At 69.3% G+C, this 18,341-nt stretch carries 17 protein-coding genes, 1 pseudogene and 1 riboswitch; of the genes and pseudogenes, 11 read left to right on the forward strand and 7 right to left on the reverse strand.

What is annotated here, in order from left to right; all coding sequences use genetic code 11:
• The 3 genes and pseudogenes from LQD00_RS02345 to LQD00_RS02355 all read left to right on the forward strand — a co-directional run.
• Positions 1-632 (forward strand): annotated as a pseudogene (locus LQD00_RS02345) (formate-dependent phosphoribosylglycinamide formyltransferase); the annotation flags it as partial.
• A gap of 15 nt (positions 633-647) precedes the next feature.
• A complete protein-coding gene (locus LQD00_RS02350) occupies positions 648-1,127 on the forward strand; it encodes a DUF456 domain-containing protein (protein ID WP_232715503.1) in 480 nt (159 codons plus the stop codon).
• Between the two features lie 46 nt (positions 1,128-1,173).
• On the forward strand, positions 1,174-2,076 hold the full coding sequence (locus tag LQD00_RS02355) for an LLM class flavin-dependent oxidoreductase (RefSeq protein WP_232715504.1): 903 nt from the start codon (positions 1,174-1,176) through the stop codon (positions 2,074-2,076).
• 70 nt (positions 2,077-2,146) lie between these two features.
• On the opposite strand, the gene LQD00_RS02360 is transcribed toward LQD00_RS02355, so the two are convergent.
• Positions 2,147-3,688, reverse strand: coding sequence for an MFS transporter (locus tag LQD00_RS02360; protein ID WP_232715505.1), 1,542 nt, complete (start codon positions 3,686-3,688; stop codon positions 2,147-2,149).
• 202 nt (positions 3,689-3,890) lie between these two features.
• Between LQD00_RS02360 and LQD00_RS02365 the strand changes: the two genes are divergently transcribed.
• Entirely contained in the window at positions 3,891-4,907 is a 1,017-nt protein-coding gene (locus LQD00_RS02365; RefSeq protein WP_232715506.1) for an Lrp/AsnC family transcriptional regulator, read from the forward strand.
• 79 nt (positions 4,908-4,986) lie between these two features.
• A complete protein-coding gene (locus tag LQD00_RS02370) occupies positions 4,987-6,303 on the forward strand; it encodes a ClC family H(+)/Cl(-) exchange transporter (protein WP_232715507.1) in 1,317 nt (438 codons plus the stop codon).
• Here LQD00_RS02370 and LQD00_RS02375 read toward each other — a convergent pair.
• Genes LQD00_RS02375 through LQD00_RS02385 form a run of 3 tightly spaced genes read right to left on the reverse strand, consistent with a single transcriptional unit; the run spans position 6,300 to position 9,306 of the window.
• Positions 6,300-7,130: an ABC transporter ATP-binding protein gene (locus tag LQD00_RS02375; protein WP_232715508.1), complete on the reverse strand. Its 831-nt coding sequence runs from the start codon at positions 7,128-7,130 to the stop codon at positions 6,300-6,302. The genes LQD00_RS02370 and LQD00_RS02375 overlap by 4 nt on opposite strands.
• Positions 7,127-8,266, reverse strand: coding sequence for a FecCD family ABC transporter permease (locus LQD00_RS02380; RefSeq protein ID WP_232715509.1), 1,140 nt, complete (start codon positions 8,264-8,266; stop codon positions 7,127-7,129). The genes LQD00_RS02375 and LQD00_RS02380 overlap by 4 nt, the downstream gene beginning before the upstream one ends.
• On the reverse strand, positions 8,263-9,306 hold the full coding sequence (locus tag LQD00_RS02385) for a FecCD family ABC transporter permease (protein ID WP_232715510.1): 1,044 nt from the start codon (positions 9,304-9,306) through the stop codon (positions 8,263-8,265). The genes LQD00_RS02380 and LQD00_RS02385 overlap by 4 nt, the downstream gene beginning before the upstream one ends.
• A 173-nt stretch (positions 9,307-9,479) precedes the next feature.
• Between LQD00_RS02385 and LQD00_RS02390 the strand changes: the two genes are divergently transcribed.
• Positions 9,480-9,986, forward strand: coding sequence for a hypothetical protein (locus LQD00_RS02390; protein ID WP_232715511.1), 507 nt, complete (start codon positions 9,480-9,482; stop codon positions 9,984-9,986).
• Between the two features lie 75 nt (positions 9,987-10,061).
• Here LQD00_RS02390 and LQD00_RS02395 read toward each other — a convergent pair whose 3' ends face one another.
• Both LQD00_RS02395 and LQD00_RS02400 read right to left on the reverse strand, forming a co-directional pair.
• On the reverse strand, positions 10,062-11,459 hold the full coding sequence (locus tag LQD00_RS02395) for an FAD-dependent oxidoreductase (RefSeq protein WP_232715512.1): 1,398 nt from the start codon (positions 11,457-11,459) through the stop codon (positions 10,062-10,064).
• A 191-nt stretch (positions 11,460-11,650) separates the two neighbouring features.
• Complete coding sequence (locus LQD00_RS02400) at positions 11,651-12,676, reverse strand: ABC transporter substrate-binding protein (protein ID WP_232715513.1); 1,026 nt, start codon at positions 12,674-12,676, stop codon at positions 11,651-11,653.
• 138 nt (positions 12,677-12,814) lie between these two features.
• Here LQD00_RS02400 and LQD00_RS02405 point away from each other — a divergent pair, with 138 nt between their 5' ends.
• The 3 genes from LQD00_RS02405 to LQD00_RS02415 are packed head-to-tail and all read left to right on the forward strand — an operon-like array spanning position 12,815 to position 15,029.
• Entirely contained in the window at positions 12,815-13,402 is a 588-nt protein-coding gene (locus LQD00_RS02405) for an Rv0361 family membrane protein (RefSeq protein ID WP_232715514.1), read from the forward strand.
• Complete coding sequence (locus tag LQD00_RS02410) at positions 13,402-13,815, forward strand: rhodanese-like domain-containing protein (protein ID WP_006867973.1); 414 nt, start codon at positions 13,402-13,404, stop codon at positions 13,813-13,815. The genes LQD00_RS02405 and LQD00_RS02410 overlap by 1 nt, the downstream gene beginning before the upstream one ends.
• Positions 13,779-15,029: an O-succinylhomoserine sulfhydrylase gene (locus tag LQD00_RS02415; protein ID WP_269784556.1), complete on the forward strand. Its 1,251-nt coding sequence runs from the start codon at positions 13,779-13,781 to the stop codon at positions 15,027-15,029. Before LQD00_RS02410 ends, LQD00_RS02415 begins: the two co-directional genes overlap by 37 nt.
• 81 nt (positions 15,030-15,110) lie before the next feature.
• On the opposite strand, the gene LQD00_RS02420 is transcribed toward LQD00_RS02415, so the two are convergent.
• On the reverse strand, positions 15,111-16,181 hold the full coding sequence (locus LQD00_RS02420) for an isochorismate synthase (RefSeq protein ID WP_232715532.1): 1,071 nt from the start codon (positions 16,179-16,181) through the stop codon (positions 15,111-15,113).
• Positions 16,182-16,293: 112 nt separating this feature from the next.
• Positions 16,294-16,408, forward strand: a riboswitch (SAM riboswitch).
• A gap of 17 nt (positions 16,409-16,425) precedes the next feature.
• Between LQD00_RS02420 and LQD00_RS02425 the strand changes: the two genes are divergently transcribed.
• On the forward strand, positions 16,426-17,775 hold the full coding sequence (locus LQD00_RS02425; protein WP_232715516.1) for an aminotransferase class V-fold PLP-dependent enzyme: 1,350 nt from the start codon (positions 16,426-16,428) through the stop codon (positions 17,773-17,775).
• On the forward strand, positions 17,772-18,224 hold the full coding sequence (locus LQD00_RS02430; RefSeq protein ID WP_232715517.1) for a hypothetical protein: 453 nt from the start codon (positions 17,772-17,774) through the stop codon (positions 18,222-18,224). The genes LQD00_RS02425 and LQD00_RS02430 overlap by 4 nt, the downstream gene beginning before the upstream one ends.
• Positions 18,225-18,341 lie beyond the last annotated feature (117 nt).

Genomic DNA, 18,341 nt, shown 5'->3' on the forward strand with positions numbered 1-18,341 from the left:
CSCKGGCGTCGCCCGGCGCGTCGGCGGTGATCTACGGGCAGCTCGACCAGCCCGCCATCGGATTCGAGAACGTCGCCGCGGCACTCGCGGTGCCCGAGACCGACATCCGTCTGTTCGGCAAGCCCGAGAGCTTTCATCGCCGGCGCATGGGGGTGGTCACCGCGACCGCCGACGACGTCCCCGCCGCTCGCGAGCGCGCCGTGCGTGCGGCTTCTCTCGTCACGCCCGTGCCGGGCCGTCCCGCTGTCCGCAAGGCGACGGTCCTGCCGCCGCCGGCTCCGCCCGCACCGCCGCGCCGTCCCGGCCCCCAATCCGGACACGCCGGCCCGCCGCCCGGACCCGTCGGTCCTCCGCCAGGGGTCGCCGGACCCCCGCCCGGGCCTGCCGGTCCGCCGCCCGGTCGTCCCGTCCCGCCGCCCGGTCGGCCGGTACCGCCTCCCGGTCCGCGCCCCGCACCCCGACCCACCGGCGGTCCCGGAGGTCAGCGGCCGATGGCACCTCCCGGGGCGCCCCGTCCCGCAGGTCCTCCCCGGTCGGCGGCCCCGGGGCAGTCCCCGGTCATGACGTCGCTGGTGAAGACCGGTGATACCGCCGACGAGCCGGCCTCCGGGTCGCCCGTCGCCGGCGAGTGACCAGGCGTCGAACAGGTGCCGCTCTGGGGTGAGTTGCTGGTCGCGGCCGTCATCTTCGTCGGCCTGGTCGGGATCGTCGTCCCGATTCTGCCGGGAACTCTGCTGATCGCCTGCGCGCTGCTCGTCTGGGCGATCGTCGTGGGCGGATGGGCCTGGTCGGTGTTCGCCGCAGCCCTCCTCGTGCTCGTGGTCGGCGAGGTCATCAAGTACCTCGTCGCGGGAAAGTCGTTGCGCACGGACGGAATTCCCAACCGAACCGTCGTGGTGGGTGGAATCGTCGGGATCGTCGGTTTCTTCGTCGTGCCCGTGATCGGTCTGCTCCTGGGTTTCGTCGTGGGTGCGGTGGCCGCCGAACTCGTGCGGACCCAGAGCCTGGAGTTGGCGTGGCGCGGTGCGGTGGCCGCACTCAAGGCCGCGGCCAAGACGATCGGCATCGAACTGCTCTTCGCGCTCGTCGCCACCGGCATCTGGACGGGCGGCGCCTTCGTCTGGTGAGGCTCGTTCTCCGAGAACGGGATACGGCTGACCTCCGCGTGCCAGAATGGCGCCTGTGCGCATCGGGATGACGATGCCCGTGATGGAGCCGGACCTCGACGCAGAGACCCTCCACTCATGGGCCACCACCATTGACGACGGCCCCTTCAGCTCCTTGTGCTGGGGTGAGCGGATAGCGTTCGACAACCCCGAGTGCCTGACATTCCTCGGCGCAGCAGCCGCATGGACCCGACGCGTACCCCTGGTGATGACGGTCGTGGTGCCACAGCTGCACGACCCGGTCATGCTCGCGAAAGCACTGGCGACCGGTGACATGTTGTCGGAGGGCAGGCTCACGGTGGCGCTCGGGGTCGGCGGTCGGCACGAGGACTATCGAGCCGTCGGCGCGGACCCGTCCACCCAGACCATGAGGCAGCTCGCCGACCGGGCGGCGACGATGAAGCAGGTCTGGGCCGGCGAGAAGCTGACCGAGTCGGTGCTCCCGGTGGGGCCGCCGCCCTATCGCAAGGGCGGTCCGTCGCTGCACGTCGGCACCACCGGGCCCAAGACCATCCGCAGCGCCGTCGACTGGGCCGACGGCATCGCCGGCGTCACGCTCGACCTCGATGCATCGAAGCAGAACGAACTGTTCGACGTCGCACGGTCGGCATGGGCCGAGGCCGGGCGTCCCACACCGCATCTCGCCACGTCGTTCTGGTTCGCCATCGGTGAAGGTGACGCGCCGCGGGCACAGGTGACCCGGCATCTCCACCACTACATGAACTGGATTCCGTCGGAGTTCGTCGACGCCATCGCGCCCACGACGGGGTGGTCGGGTACCGAGGCCGAGCTCACCGAGGTGCTGCGCCGCTTCGCCGACATCGGCACCGACGAGGTGCAGCTCATCCCGACGAGTTCGGACCCCGACCAGCTCCGACGCGCGGCGAACGTCGCCGCCGCGTTCACCTGACGGGTCCGGAGAACGAAGGTGCGGCAGTCGGTTCCGGAATCCGGGACCAACTGCCGCAATGCGTCGGTGACTAGTGGGCGGCGTCCGTCCCGGGCTTCAGCATCACCAGGCACAGCACGGCGGCTGCGGCGGTGAGGACACCCGAGAAGATCAGGCACAGCTGCATGCCGTCGAGAAAGGCGTCGCCGACGGCGTTCATGACCGTCGGGGTGTCCGCACCGAGATCGAGACCTGCCACGGCACCGAGACCCTCACCGTCCACCGCGTCGACGACGCGCTCGCGCAGCTCGCCGTCGATCCCGGCATCGGCGAGCTGTCGGGGCAGCGAGCTCACCGCGCCCGCGGTGAGCAGGGCGCCGAGGACGGCCGGGCCGAGCGCGCCGCCGACCTGACGGAAGGCGTTGTTGCCCGCCGCCGCCATGCCCGCCAGTCGGTAGGGCACCGCGGCGACCGCGGTCGCGGTCATCGGCGCCATCACGAAACCCATGCCGAGACCGAGGACGACCAGGCGCCACCCGATCGCGGCGAACGAGGTGTCGGCGTCGATGGTGAGCAGCGCGAACTGTGCCGCGGCCACCGCAGCCAGGCCGCCGCCGATCAGGAAACGCGCCTGGACCCGGTGCATCAGCTTGCCGGCAAGCGCACCCACGACCATCGAAGCGCCGTTCATCAGCGCGAGGCGCCAGCCGGCCTCGATCGTGCCGAGCTGCTGCACCAGGCCGAAGTACATGCTCAGCACGAAGATGAAACCGATCAGCGACAAGAAGCTGATCATCGCGATCAGCGTGGTGACGGTGAAGGCGCGACTGCGGAACAGCGCGAGGTCGAGCATCGGGCTGTCGGAACGACGTTCGACGGCCACGAAGGCCGCGCCCGAGAGCACCGCGATGATCAGGGCGACGATCACGCGGGCATCGCCCAGTCCGTTGACGCCGGCCTCGATCACGCCGAAGACCAATGCGGTGACCGCGACGGCAGCGGTCACCTGACCGGGCCAGTCGAGCCGCCGGTTGTGCGGCGCACGCGATTCCGGGAGCGCGGCCAGGGCGATCGCGAAGGCGGCGACCGCGAACGGGACGGGCAGCACGTAGATGAATCGCCAGCCGAGGTTCTCGGCCACCGGTCCGGCGATCATCGGCCCCACCGTCAGCGCCAGCATCAGCGACGACGCCCAGATGCCGATGAACTTTCCGCGTTCCCGGAAGTCGGGGACCGCGTGGCTGATGAGCGCGAGGGTCGTCGGCAGCAGTGCGGCGGCGCCGGTACCGGCCAGGGCCTGGCCGACCCATACGAACGCGATGGACTGCGCCGACAGTGCGACAACGGCGCCCAGCGCGGACAGCGCGAGGCCGGTCAGATAGACCTTGCGTCGACCGTGGACATCGCCGAAGACACCAGCGGTCAGGATGAACGCCGCCATCGGCAGCACAAAGGCGTCCTGCACCCAGGACAGCTGCGCCGTCGACGCGCCGAGGGCGTTGCCGATCGCCGGCAGGCTCACCGCGACGCTGGTGATCGGCAGGTAGGCCACGAAGACGCCGAGGCAGGCCATCACGATGGTGGCCGTCCGGCGCTCGGGGGGAGCTGGAAGGGTGGTGGACGTGGTGGTCACGCACACTCGCTTTCGATGTCGGGGGTGGCACGGCCGACCGGACGCGACCACGGGTCGTCGTCCCGGATGGGACTCGGCGATGGTTGCCGCGCGAAGCGCAGGACCCAATTGTCCGGGGTGGGAGTACGAAACCTGCAACCAGAACGTCCTGCGCGGCACATTTGTCGGCTGAAGCGGTGCTGGTCGGTAGTATCCCTCCACAATGGATGACACCGACGGAACAATCCTCCGCGCACTCCAGGTGTATCCGCGCGCATCGTTCCGCCTGCTCGGGGAGGTCGCCGGGATCTCGGAGCAGACCGCGGCGAGGCGGTACCAGGCCCTGCGCCGGGCCGGGGTGACGAGAGTCGTCGGAGTCGTCCGCCCGGCGGTGCGTGGTGATGCGGAGTGGGTGGCACGCGTGCGATGCCGTCCCGACCGGTTGGAGCCGCTGGCCGCGTCCCTCGCTCGGCGCCGTGACGTGGTCTTCGCCTACGTCGTGTCCGGCGGGTCCGAGATCATCTGCATCGTCCGGGCGCCGATCGGGGACGTCGGCGACGATGCGCTGCTCGCGGCGCTGCCGTCGCGTGCAGCGGTCCTCGACCTTCGCGTCGATCTCCTGTTGCACGCCTTCAACCCGGGTTCGGCGTCGAAGTGGACCGGCTTCGGCGGGTCGCTGTCTGCGGAGTCCCGCGCGCTGGTGGCCGCGGCGGCGTCCGGTACCGCCGGCGTCGACGAGGATCCCGACGACGGCGGGCTGGTCGAGAACGCGCGCCTCACCGCCGACGACGCGCCGCTCATCGATGCGCTGACGCAGGACGGCCGGTTGCCGCATCGGGAGCTGGCACGTGTCTGCGGGTGGACGGTGGGACGGGTGCGTCGGCGCCTGCGGACCCTGGAACAGAGCGGTGCGCTGCAGTACGACGTCGAGATCCTGCCCGAGCGGCTCGGTTTCGGGTTGAGTGCCACCCTGTGGATCAAGGTTTCGCCGGGCGCCGTCGATGCGGTGGGCGAGGCGGTCGCCGCGCACGACGAGGTGGCGTTCGCGGCCGCGATCAGCGGCGAACACAACCTCATGGTCTCGGTGATCTGCCGCGACGCCGAGGACTTCTACCGGTATCTGCGCACCAGAATCGGTGCGATGGAAGGGATTCTCGGCTACTCGGTCAGCATCCGTGTCCGGCGGCTGAAGCAGAACGCGTCACTGGTGGTGCAGGGGCGTCTGATCCAGCCCGTGTGACCCCGATTGATCCCTCGATGACACGAACCTGCTGTTCGGAAGTACCGGATGGGGGCGTCGTGCGCGGTAACTTCCTTCTGTGACCTCGCCGACGACCGACAACCAGGGCCTGGTGAGGTTGTGCGTGCTCGCCGTTCTCGCCGGTTGCGTGACCGGTGTCCTCGGCGGGGCTTTCCGGTGGTGCCTCGACCATCTCAACCGGTGGCGGTTCGAGATGCTCGACTGGGTCGACGGGCTCGGCGCCCCGGGGTGGTTCATCCCGGTGGCGCTGACGGCCGCGGGCGCGGCTTTCGGTGCGCTCATCTCGCACCTGGTGCCGACCGCGGCGGGTAGCGGCATCCAGCATGTGGAGGCCGTCGAACGCGGTGAGGCGGAGCCGGCGCCGCTGCGCGTGATCCCCGCCCGCTTCGTCGGTGGGCTGGCCGCGATCGGTTCGGGTCTGATCCTCGGCCGGGAGGGGCCGACCGTGCACATGGGTGCCGCTGTCGGTTCCGAGACCGGACGCCGCGCCGGGCTCGACGAATACGACGTCCGCGTCATGCAGACCTCGCTCAGCGGGGCCGGTCTCGCCGTCGCCTTCACCGCGCCGGTGGGTGGCGCGTTGTTCGCGCTCGAGGAGGTGACCCACTCCTTCCGGCTCCGGGTGGTGGTACCGACGATCCTCGCCGTGGCCGCGGCGGTGGCCTGCGGCCACGTGATCCTCGGCGACCGGCCCGACTTCCTCGTCGGTGCGGTGGCGCCGCCCTCGATCACCCTGCTGCCGGTGTTCGTGGTCTTCGGTCTCCTCAGCGGGCTCATCGGGATCGCCTATGGCCGTGCGGTTCTCGGGGCGATCACCGCGGTTCGGGGGATCACTCGCGTCCCGCAGATCGCGAAGGCCGCGATCATCGGCGCGATCGTCGGCGGCCTGATGGCGGTCGACACCGACGCCGCCGGCGGCGGAGACAACCTGGCGCAACAGATCTTCGACGGCTCGGTGGTCCTGCCGGTGGTCGCCGCACTGTTCATCGTCCGGTTCGTCGCCGGGCCGCTGTCCTACGCCGCGGGCACACCCGGTGGTCTGTTCGCGCCGATGCTCGCACTCGGTGCGCTGTGGGGTGTGCTGTTCGCCGCGGGCCTCGAGTCCGTGATCCCGCAATCGGATTCGACGCTGCGCGATGCCCTGGTGCTCGCGGGCATGGCCGCGCTGTTCGGCGCGGTGGTGCGGGCGCCGCTCACCGGCATGGTCGTGGTGATGGAGATGAGCGCGACGACGACCGTGGCGGTCCCCATGCTCGCCGCGACCGCGGCCGCCGTACTCGTCGCGCATCTCTCCGGGACCCCACCCGTCTACGACTCGCTGCGGGAGCAGATGCTCGCCAACAACGCCGGCCGCGAACGGGATCCAGGCGCCTAGAAGGCGCGAGTGTGCGCGCCGAGCGGCACGATCAGCGGTCCGCCCGAGATCGGGTCCGTCATCACATGTGCCCGCAGGCCGAAGGCCTCGTCGAGCATGTCGGCGTCGATGACCTCGGCCGGGGTGCCGGTGGTGACGATGGCGCCGTTCTTCATGACCACCAGCGAATCGCTGTAGCGTGCCGCGAGATTGAGGTCGTGCAGGACCATCACCACGGTCTTGCCGTGGTCGTCGCGGAGGCGGCGGACGAGGTCGAGGACGTCGATCGAGTGGGCGAGGTCGAGGTAGGTGGTCGGCTCGTCGAGCAGGATGAGGTCGGTGCCCTGCGCGAGCGTGAGCGCGATCCAGACCCGCTGGCGCTGACCGCCGGAGAGGGCGTCGAGCGTTCGGTCGGCGAGTTCGAGGGTGTCGGTCATCTCCATCGCCTCGGCGACGGCGGCTTCGTCGGCCGCGGTCGCCTGCTGGTACCACCGCTGGTGCGGGTGCCGGCCCCGGCCGACGAGGTCGGCGACGGTCAACCCCTCAGGGGCGACCGGGTTCTGGGGCAGGATCGCCAGGGTCCGGGCGATCTGCTTGGGCCGCACGTGCGCGATGTCGTCGCCGTCGAGGTAGACCGTGCCGGCCTTGGGCGGCAGCAGTCGGGCGAGGCATCGGAGCAACGTCGACTTACCGCACCCGTTGGAGCCGATGATGGTCGTGACCTGGCCGTCGGGGATGTCGATGTCCAGGCCGTCGATGACCACCCGCTGGTCATAGCCGACGGTGAGTCCGCTGCCGCGGAGCCGGGGCGTCGCCTGCGGGGCGTTCTCGGTGGGGGAGATGGTCATACGGTCGCCTTCCGGGACATCGCGATCATCAGGTAGATGAGGAACGGTCCGCCGATCGCGGCGGTGACGATGCCGACAGGTAGGCCGCCGGGCAGCACCGTGCGGCACAACAGATCTCCGCCGAGCACCAGGGATGCACCGACCAGGCCGGATAGGAGCGGGGTCGGCACCGCGGTCCGGGCCAGGCGCAGTGCGATCTGCGGGGCGAGCAGGGCGACGAACGCGATCGGTCCGGCGGCGGACACGCACAGCGCACTGACCAGGACCGCGGTCAGCAGCAGTGTCGTGGACACCGCGCCGGTGCGGACGCCGAGTCCGCGTGCGAGATCCGGCCCGAGGCTCAGCATGCCGATCTGCCGCGAGAGCACGACGATCACGGCGATCCCGAAGACGACGCCGCCGACCACCGGCCAGACATTGGACCAGCCCACGTTGGCGACCGAGCCGACCAGCCATACCTGGGCGCGTCCCACATCGCGGATGTCGGCGCGCGTCAACAGGAAGTTGGTCAGCGCCTGCAGCATCCAGGTCATGCCGACGCCGATCAGCACGAGGCGGAACGGGTTGATGCCGCTGTTGGCCTTGCGGCCGGGCCATGCGAGCACGTACATGAGCGCTGCGGTCAGCAGCGCGCCGATCATCGCCGACGCCGGGACACCGAGGTCGCCGAACCACCTGCCCCAACTCGTGTTCGAGAAGGCGATGGCCGCGACCGCCGCCGCGCTCGCTCCGGCGGTGATGCCGAGGATGTCGGGGGTGGCGAGGGGATTCTGTGAGATCAGTTGGGTGAGAGAGCCGGAGCACCCGAGCCCGATGCCCACCAGCAGTCCGACGAGGGCCCGGGGGAGCGCGACGTCGAAGACGACGACGTTCTCGATGCGGGTGCCACCGCCCAACAGGATTCGCGCGACGTCGATCGGGGTGAGGGGGAAGTCGCTGACGCCGACACTGGTCAGGAACAGCACCACGGCGAGTACCGCGGAGACGAACGCGACGACGAGCATGCGTGTGCGCACGACGAACGACACCGGTTCGATCGCGATGCGGTAGCCACCGGGATGCGGGGCGATGCTGCGCGCACGAGATCCGGTCCCACCGGCAGCGGGCTCGGGCGTCGTCACGTCGGAGGAGTTCATACGGTTGCCAACTTCTGCCGACGGACCATGAAGATCAGGAACGGAGCGCCGACCAGGGCCAGCATGACGCCCACCTGGACCTCACCCGGGCGCGCGACGACGCGGCCGAGGATGTCGCAACCGACGAGGAGTATCCCGCCGAGCAGCGCCGAATACGGGATGATCCAGCGGTAATCGGCGCCGACGAACGCTCGGGCGATGTGCGGCACGACGAGTCCGAGGAACACGATGGGCCCGCAGGCCGCGGTGGCGGCGCCGATCAGCAGGGTGATCGTCAGGATGCCGAGCGCGCGGATCAGGACCACCCGCGAGCCCAGCGCCTTGGTCATGTCGTCGCCGAGGCTGAGGACGTTCAGGAAGAAGCCGCTCGCCAGCGCGAACACCAGTCCGACTCCGATGAACGGCAGGCTCGCCCAGAACACGTCGATGCCACGGCCTGCGGTCGAACCGACGCTCCAGAACCGCCACTGGTCGAGCGAGTTGGTGTCCACGAGCACGATCGAGGAGGTGATCGCGGTGAGCATCGCCGTCAGGCCGGTGCCGGCCAGGACCAGGGTGAGCGGACTCGAGCCGCTCAGTGCCGACAGCCCGAAGACGACGGTCGCGGCGATGATCGCGCCGAGCAGACCGAAGAACATGAACGCGACAGGGCTGGTGATCCCGACCAGGTAGATACCGGCCACCACGGCGCATGCGGCTCCGGCGTTCACGCCGAGGATGCCGGGATCGGCGATGGGGTTACGCGTGTGTCCCTGGGTGAGGGCACCGGCGGCGCCGACGGCCAGACCGGCGAACAGACCGAGGAGGGTCCGGGGGACGCGGAGGTCCCAGACGATGCCGTCGACGTCGGTGTCCTTGCTGATCGCCGGCATCCGGAGGTCGAGGAGGGCGGCCCAGATCTCGGAGATCCCGGCGGCGAAACTCGTCCACACCTCGTCGAGTGGGACGGGGCGGGTGCCGAAGAGTACGGAGGCGACGACCAGCCCCACCAGAACCGCGACCAGCACGGGGATGCCGAGAACACGGAGGGGGCGGCGCACAAAGGGTTACCTTACCAACGCTATTCGGCGGCCCTCGTGGCACGGCATCGTTCATGTCGTTCGGGTAACGAAAGACCGCTCCGGAGTGAGTGGAGGTTGTGTCTTCGGTAACACTGCGGTGAGCTCGGATCGATATGCCCAGTGTTTCCAGGGTTGTGAAAACAGGAGGATCGATGAAGTCACTCAAACGGGCCGTTGTCGGGGTTCTGGCTGCGGGAAGCATCGCGGCAGGAACGCTCGTGGGTGCCGCGCCTGCACAGGCCGCCGTCCCCAACCTGCAGATGACGGGTGGGGTCTACTGCCAGTTCGGTGCCCCGGGTACCCCGTGGAACCAGGCGTGGAGCATGACCCGGTTCATGCGCGTCACCGCGCGTGACGGCGAATTCCGCAACGTCACCCTGCAGGAGACCGGCGGCGCGACCAAGTTCGCCTCGAAGTTGAAGAAGAACGAATCCCTGCTGATCAAGACCACCTGGTTCGGCTGCTTCCCGTCGTCGATCTCCGGGTACGCGATCTCCGACTACGCCGAGAACCTGACCGACAACGTCGGCTTCTGGTGGAACGTTCGTCGTATCGACAACCCGTTCGACCGGTTCGGTACGGGCTCGTCCGCGTCGGCCGCACAGGTGACCGGCGGTGGCAACACGGTCAAGGGAGTGCCCACCATCCCCGGACACTGAGTTCGGAACGAACAAAGACGAGGGGCGACCGGTGAGAACCGGTCGCCCCTCGTCGTCGAACTCTGCCGAGGTGTCTCAGGCGGACGGGCGCGCCACCTTGTGGGGCTCGGATGCGGCGAGCATGTCCTCACGCTCGACGACCTTCACGCGCTCGCGGCCCTCGGCGGCTCCGAGTGCCCGCTCGTGCTCGTCGAGGCGGTACCAGCCGTCCCAGGTGGTGAACGGAATGTTCTTGGACTCGAGCAGCTCGACGATGGCGTCCTCGCCGGGGGTGGCCGGTGCGAGGAGCTTGTCGGCTTCCATGTCCTTGAGGATGCAGTCGACGGTCTCGTTGGCGTCGCCCTTGGTGTGGCCGATGAGACCGACCGGGCCGCGCTTGACCCAGCCGGTGGTGTAGACGCCGGTGAGCTGGTCACCCTCGTCGAACACGCGTCCGGCCTCGTTGGGGATGACCCCGGCCTGGGAGTCGAAGGGGATGTCGGGCAGGTTGTCCGACAGGTAGCCGACCGCACGGTAGACCGCGCCGACCTCCCAGTCGGTGATCTTGCCGGTGGGCTTGACGTTGCCGGTGCCGTCGAGCTGGGTGCGTTCGGTGCGCAGGCCCACGACCTTGCCGTCCTCGCCGAGGATCTCGACGGGGCTTTCGAAGAAGTGCAGGAACAGCTTGTGGATCGCCCCCTGCTTGGGCTCGCGGATCGCGTAGTTCTCGATGATCGTGGCGACCTGGTCGGTGATCTTCGAGCCGCGGCGGGCGACGGTGGAACCCTCGTCGTAGTCGATGTCCTCGGGGTTGACGATGACCTCGATGTTGGGCGAGTGGTCGAGCTCCTTGAGCTCGAGCGGGGTGAACTTGGCCTGGGCGGGGCCGCGGCGGCCGAAGACGTGGACCTCGACGGCCTTGTTGGCCTTGAGTCCTTCGTAGACGTTGGCCGGGATCTCGGTGGGCAGCAGTTCGTCGCCGGTCTTGGCGAGAATGCGGGCGACGTCGAGGGCGACGTTGCCGACGCCGATGACGGCGACCTTCTCCTGCTCGAGCGGCCAGGTGCGCGGGAAGTCGGGGTGGCCGTCGTACCAGGCGACGAACTGTGCGGCGCCGTAGCTGCCCTCGAGGTCGATGCCGGGGATGTCGAGGGCGCGGTCGTCGGTGGCGCCGGTGGAGAAGATGATCGCGTCGTAGTGCGACTTGAGCTCGTCGAGGGTGATGTCGGTGCCGTAGTCGACGTTGCCGAGCAGGCGGACCTGCGGCTTGTCGAGGACCTTGTGCAGGGCGGTGATGATGCCCTTGATGCGCGGGTGATCAGGTGCGACGCCGTAACGGATCAGTCCGAACGGAGCCGGCATACGCTCGTAGAGGTCGATGCTGACGCCGCGATCCTTCGCGGTGTCGGACTTCATCAACGCGTCGGCGGCGTAGATCCCGGCGGGACCGGCACCGACGATCGCAACCCGAAGCGGGCGGCTGTTGTCGCTCATGGAGTAGGTGTCTTCCGTTGCTCGGCGCGCCCCGACGCAGGAACCGGATCCGAAAACCCTTGGTTCTGGTGTCGACACGCTTGGGTATGGCCTATCCCTTCTACGGTAGGCGCTCGGTGTCTACGACCAAAACCGGCTGTGAGGTAGTCCTCACTTCTCGACGTCACCGTGATGACGGCGTGCCACGCGCGTCAGCGTGAGCCGGCCGCTTCGGCGAGGGGGCCGACGGCTTCACCGGCCACCCACGGGATCGTCAGCAGGGTCGGCACCGACATCGCGCTGCCGACCTGCTGGGACAAGTAGGCGACACGTCCGGACCGCGCCACCTCGAGTCGGGTGAACGCCGGATTGGACCGCAGCTTGTCGTTCGAGCCCTCCCAGTCGACGGCCACGACGACGTCGGCCGCATCGAGCCGGTCGAGGCTCTCGGCAGGCAGTTCGCCGTAGAAGCCGCTGGTGATCGCATCGCGCAGGGCGGTCGGGAAGGTGAGACCGTAGCCGGCGACGGTCTGCGCGCGGCCGTCTTCGGGTCCGTACACCGAGACCCCGCCGGTCGGGCTCGCGGTCACCACGACGGCGGTCTTGCCGGCGAACTGCGGGTTCTTCGCCCGGATGCCCGCGAGGAAGGACTCGGTCTCGCCGATCTTGCGCCGGGCGAGGTCGGGTTGCCCGATCGCGGTGCCGATCTGGATGGTCTGCGCAGTCCACGGCACCTGCCAGGGCTTGTACTGGGCGGGCCGGAGGATGGTGGGTGCGGTCTTGCTGAGCAGGTCGAACTGGTCGCGGGTGGGGTCGGCGCCGACGGCGGTGATCAGATCGGGGCTCGTGGCGAGCGCCTTGGGGATCTCGTTCCCGAGGGCCGCGGAGGTGTTGGAGAGAACCACCGGTTGCGAGTCGCCGATCAGCTCGGCGTTCCACGGCGCCTTCGCCTGGTCGGGATCGGCGAACGGGGCGCTCGTCGTCGGCATGACGCCGAGGGCCAGCAGCGTGTCGGCGTCGCCGACCCCCAGCGCGGCGATCCGTTGGGGGGCTTTCTCCACGACCGCCGGTGCATAGACCTGCTGCAGTGTCACCGGGATCGCGCCGGCCTCCGGGGCGGGGACCCGTGCCGAATCATCGGCGACACCCTCGTCCGGGGCCGAACAGGAGGTCGCCACCAGAGCCGCCGCGACCAGCGCGAGCAGGAGTCCGGACAGTCGATGGGTGTGCAGACGCATAAGGGTCCTCGCCGGTCGACGGAAGTAGTGAGGTCCACCTTACTTACGGATCACCAAAACCCTGCCCCGGCTTTTCGGTACGGGAGGCCGGAGAAGCCGGACGGAGGTCACACCAGGACTGTCGTTACACTTCGCGCCATGGCCAAAGCTGCAGGCGGGGGCCCCGACAAGCCCTCCGGTAAGGGCGCCGCACCCCGGAACATCCCGCGGGGTGCCGCGTCCCTGAAGAAGCCTGCCCTCGGCAAGGCCGGATCGGACGACGACGTGGACGCCGCCCTCGTCGAAGAGTCTCCGCCGAACTGGAAGAACGCGTGGCCGTTCTTCGTCGCGGCCGGTGTGGTCGCGCTCTTCGTGCTGGGCATCGTCCTCTCGAACATCTCGCGTCCGCCCGAGGACCGCGTCAGCGACGACGCGCTGGTCCAGTACGCGATCAACGACCAGTACACGGCCCGCAACGGCCCGAACTACGCCGAGTACCGCGCGAACACCTGCGATGCGGACCTGAACAAGGTCGAGTTCGTCTCCGAGGCCCGGTTCCTCGCCGAGAACCAGGCGTCTCTGGACGCGAACGGCCCCATCGAGATCCCCGAGATCACCGACCTGGTGGTCGACGGTGGCCGGGCGACCGCGAAGGTCCATTGGCACTATAAGAACACTCCCGATGACAAGAAGGTCGTGGATACGACCGTGGTGCGCGAGAACGGCGAATGGAAGGTGTGCTCCTGATGACCTATGCCGGCGACCTGACCCCGCGGGAAGCGTGGGAGAAGCTCGAGAACAACCCCGACGCGGTCCTCGTCGACTGTCGGACGCAGGCCGAATGGTCCTTCGTCGGCGTCCCCGACCTCGAGATACTGGGCAAGCGCACGATCTTCGCCGAGTGGACGACGTTCCCCGAGGGCCGTCGAAACGAGCAGTTCGTCGAGCAGCTGCGCAGCGCCGGGGTCACCGATGACCACGAGGTCATCTTCCTCTGCCGCTCCGGGCACCGATCGATCGGTGCGGCCGAGGCGGCGACCGCCGACGGGATCGGCAAGGCCTACAACGTGGTCGACGGGTTCGAGGGTGCCCTCGACGAGAACGATCATCGAGGTGCGTCGGGATGGCGCGCCGAAAACCTGCCGTGGAGGCAATCGTGAGTCCTGAGCTGTCCGTGGGTTATGAACTGCCGGAAGGTCTTTCGCCCGACACCATCGCGGTGCGCGGTGGCCTCGCCCGCTCCGGCTTCTACGAGACCGCCGAGGCGCTGTACCTGACCAGCGGATACGTCTACGACTCCGCCGAGGCCGCCGAGCGTGCCTTCACCGGCGAGGACCAGCGATTCGTCTACTCCCGCTACGGCAACCCGACGGTCCACATGTTCCAGGAGCGACTGCGGCAGCTCGAAGGTGCCGAGGCCTGCTTCGCAACCGCCAGCGGTATGGCCGCGGTGTTCGTGGCGCTCGGTGCGCTGCTCAAGGCCGGCGACCGGCTCGTCGCCGCCCGCAGCCTGTTCGGCTCGTGCTTCGTGGTCTGCAACGAGATCCTGCCGCGCTGGGGCGTCGAGACCGAGTTCGTCGACGGCGAAGACCTCGAACAGTGGGAGCGGGCGCTGTCCAAGCCCACCACGGCGGTCTTCTTCGAGACCCCGTCCAACCCGATGCAGACCCTCGTCGACGTCGTCAAGGTGTCCGAGCTGGCGCACGCCGCGGGCGCGAAGGTGGTGCTGGACAACGTCTTCGCCACCCCGCTGCTGCAGCGCGGCCTGGATCTCGGCGCCGACGTCATCGTCTACTCCGGCACCAAGCACATCGACGGCCAGGGTCGCGTCATGGGCGGTGCCGTCCTCGGCACCAAGGAGTACATCGACGGCCCGGTGCAGCAGCTGATGCGCCACACCGGTCCGGCGTTGAGCCCGTTCAACGCCTGGACGCTGGTCAAGGGCCTCGAGACGCTGCGCCTGCGCGTCGACGCCTCGGTGTCCTCGGCCCTGCGCATCGCGGAGTTCCTGGAAGCCGACCCCCGCGTCCGCTGGGTGAAATACCCGTTCCTGCAGTCGCATCCGCAGTTCGAATTGGCCAAGAGCCAGATGTCCGGTGGCGGCACCGTGGTGACCTTCGAGCTCAACGACCACGACGGCATCGACGGCAAGAAGCGCGCCTTCGAGGTCCTCAACGCGCTGAAGGTCATCGACATCTCCAACAACCTCGGCGACTCCAAGTCGCTGATCACCCACCCGGCCACCACCACGCACCGCGCGATGGGGCCCGAGGGTCGCGCCGCGATCGGCCTCAGCGACTCGGTCGTCCGCCTCTCGGTTGGTCTCGAGGGCATCGACGACCTGCTCGCGGATCTGGATCAGGCGCTCGGCTGACGCGTAAACCCACCACTTTTCGGCAGAATCACCACCCCTCGGGGTGCTGGGTTTGCCGAAAAGTGGTGGGTTTGCGCAGCGCTACGGCAGCTCCGCGATCCCCAGTGCGTTCAGCACGGTCCGTAGTTTGAACGCGGTCTCGTCCAGTTCTGCCTGAGGATCGGAGTGTTCGACGATGCCGCCGCCCGCCCAGGTGCGCAGGCTCCGACCATCGGCGGCGAGTTCGGCGCAGCGGATGGTCACCATCCATTCGCCGTCGCCGGCGGCATCGCACCAGCCGACCGCGCCGGCGTAGAAACCGCGGTCGCCCTCGACATCGCGGATGATCTGTGCGGCAACGTCGCTCGGGGTTCCGCACACCGCGGGGGTGGGGCCGAGGAGTAGCGCGAGGTCGAGGGCGGTGGTCGCCGGGTCGCGGAGCGTCGCGCGGATCGGGGTGGCCAGATGCCAGACCTCGCCGGTCGACTCGAGCTTCGGCGTCGAGGGTGCGTCGATGTCATCGCAGAGAAGTCCCAGGCGTTCACGCAGGTGGTCGACGACGAAGGCGTGCTCCGCGAGATCCTTTGCCGAAGCGAGCAATTCGTCGGCGGTGGCACGGTCGACGGCAGGGTCGGCGGACCGCGCGGCCGAACCCGCGTACGGGTGACAGGTCACCGTCGAACCCGACTTGCGGAGCAGAACCTCGGGACTCGCGCCGACCAACCACGTTCCCGAACCCGTTGCGGCGCCGACGTCCACACCGAAGGCGTTGTGGCCGGCGTTGCCGCCGGCCAGGGCGTCGATGAACTCGTCCGGCCGGACCTGCTCGTCGAGCACGAGGTCGATGCTACGCGCGAGCACCACCTTTCCGACGTCACCCGCGACGATGCGCTTGACCGCGTGCGCGACGCGTTCGCGGTGCTCGTCGGCGTCGGGGTGGAGCACGGTCGAGATCGCGCGTCGTGACAGCGGGCCGGTCCCGGGCAGCGGTGCTTCGCCGGTCCGGAGTCGTGCGGGGGCGACCAGGGCCGCCGGGTCGCGCACATCGAAGGGGATCGCGCCGGTCAGCGACGCGACCTCGCCCGCACGCAGCGCTGCGGACGCCTCGTCGACGTCGGTGAACGACCGGACCACCCCTTCGCCGCGCACGGTGCCGTGCGGACGCGACAACACGAAGACCTCACTCGATGACACGACAGCCAGGGTACAGGTAAGCCTGTCCTAACTATGAATCACGGTGAATCTAAATTGACACCCTTCTCCGGGATCCGCGAGTCTTGTCGCAGGTCATGAGTGCCAGTGACAAGCCCCGGCTCGCTGGTCGGCAACCCTCCTCCACGGTGGGGTGCTCCGGGTGACGACCTGGCTGCGCTCGAACCCGAATGCGGCAAGTGTGGATTCTCGAGGAGTTCTTGTCATGACTGCTGTGCTCTCGGCACCCGTCACCACCGTTCGCCCGACCCGTGTCGCAGTTTCCGCGACCCCGGACCGGGCGCCCTTCATCCCCGCGCTCGCACCGGTCGTCGGTGCGGATGCCCAGGTTCCCGTCGCCGCCGGACACAGCGTCGGCTACGCCAATCTCGACTACGCGGCGAGCGCCCCGGCGCTGGCGTCGGTTGCCGCACAGGTCGCCGGTGCCCTCGGCGAGTATGCGAGCGTGCACCGCGGTGCAGGTCACCTCTCGCAGGTCACCACCCGTCGCTACGAGGCCGCCCGCGAGACCGTGCGCGAGTTCGTCCGCGGCCGCGTCGACGACACCGTCGTCTTCACCCGCAACACCACCGACGCGATCAACCTCGCCGCCCACATCACGCCCGGCGACGTCGTGGTCCTCGACATCGAGCACCACGCCAACCTGCTGCCGTGGTGCGCACCCAAGGACGGCCGGAACCGGGCTCGCGTGGTGACCGCCTGCGACACGATCGAGGACACCCTCGTCGCGATCGAGGCCGAACTCGCCTCGAAGCCGGCGTCGCTGCTCGCGGTGACCGCCGCGTCGAACGTCACCGGCGAGGTCCTCCCGATCGGCAGGCTGGCCTCGATCGCCCACCGTCACGGGGCTCGCATCCTGGTCGACGCGGCGCAGCTCGTCGCGCACCGCCCCATCTCGATCGTCAGCCACGGCATCGACTATCTGGCCTTCTCCGGTCACAAGGCGTACGCGCCGTTCGGTGCCGGCGTCCTGATCGGACGGTCCGACTGGTTCGACGCCGCCGACCCGTACCTCGCCGGCGGGGGAGCGACCGCCGACGTCGAGCTGGACGGTGAGGAGAGCTCGGCCGGGACCACCTGGCACACCGGCGCTGCCCGCCACGAGGCCGGCTCGCCGAACGTGCTCGGCGCCGTGTCGATCGCCGAGGCGTGCACCGCACTGGCCGAGCTGGGCCCCGAGGCCATCGGCCTCCACGAACTCCGGCTCTGTGAACGGCTCGACGCCGGTCTCGCCCGCATCGACGGCGTGCGTCCGCTGCAGATCTTCTCCGACTCGACCGACCGCGTCGGCATCGCCGGCTTCACCGTCGACGGCCTCGCGCCGCGGGCTGTGGCCGAATACCTGAGCAGCGAGCACGGAATCGGTGTGCGGGACGGCAAGTTCTGCGCCCACCCGCTGCTCAAGCGACTCGGTCATCCCGAAGGTGCCGTCCGCGCGAGCTTCGGTGCGGGCACCACCTCCGACGACATCGACCGCCTGCTCGACGCACTCGGCGCGCTCGGCGCCACCACGACCACCACCCGACCAGAACTCGACGAGGGGTACCCCGCATGACCGTCCAACTCGACACTCCGCGCAACGCCGCCACCATCGGCCGCCCCGGCTTCCGGGTCGCCATCGCGGGAGATGCGGTCGCCCAGACCTTCCCGATCGTCGTGCGCCGCGAGACCCTGCGCGACGCCCAGCGGGCGCGCTCGCTGCTGCGGGCCGGCACCCACGACCAGGCGAACTTCGTCGTCGCCCTCGAGGTCGAGGTGGCCATCGCGCCGCACGCGGCGTCCGCACGCGCCGCCGTCGCACAGGCCGGAGGCGCCGCCGACAACGCGGAGACCATCCGCTACGTCGGCACGACCCACGGCCTGATCACGCTGCTCCGCGACATCTACGCCGCCGAGGTCGCCGACGCGGTGATCCTGGTCCCGGTCGACGGTTCGGCGACCGACAGTCGGATCCGCGAGCAAGTGCTCCCGGTCTTCACCGACGTGCGGCACCGGGTCGCCTAGCGGTTCAGGTCAGACCGAACGCACGATCGCCGCTTCCGGCTCACGATCGCCATCTGGACCCGGCGATCGTGGCCGGAGGTGGCGATTCCGCTTTCCACCCGGGAAAACACGAACCGC

It is taken from the genome of Gordonia metallireducens, assembly GCF_021245825.1.
GTDB classification, from domain to species: domain Bacteria; phylum Actinomycetota; class Actinomycetes; order Mycobacteriales; family Mycobacteriaceae; genus Gordonia; species Gordonia namibiensis.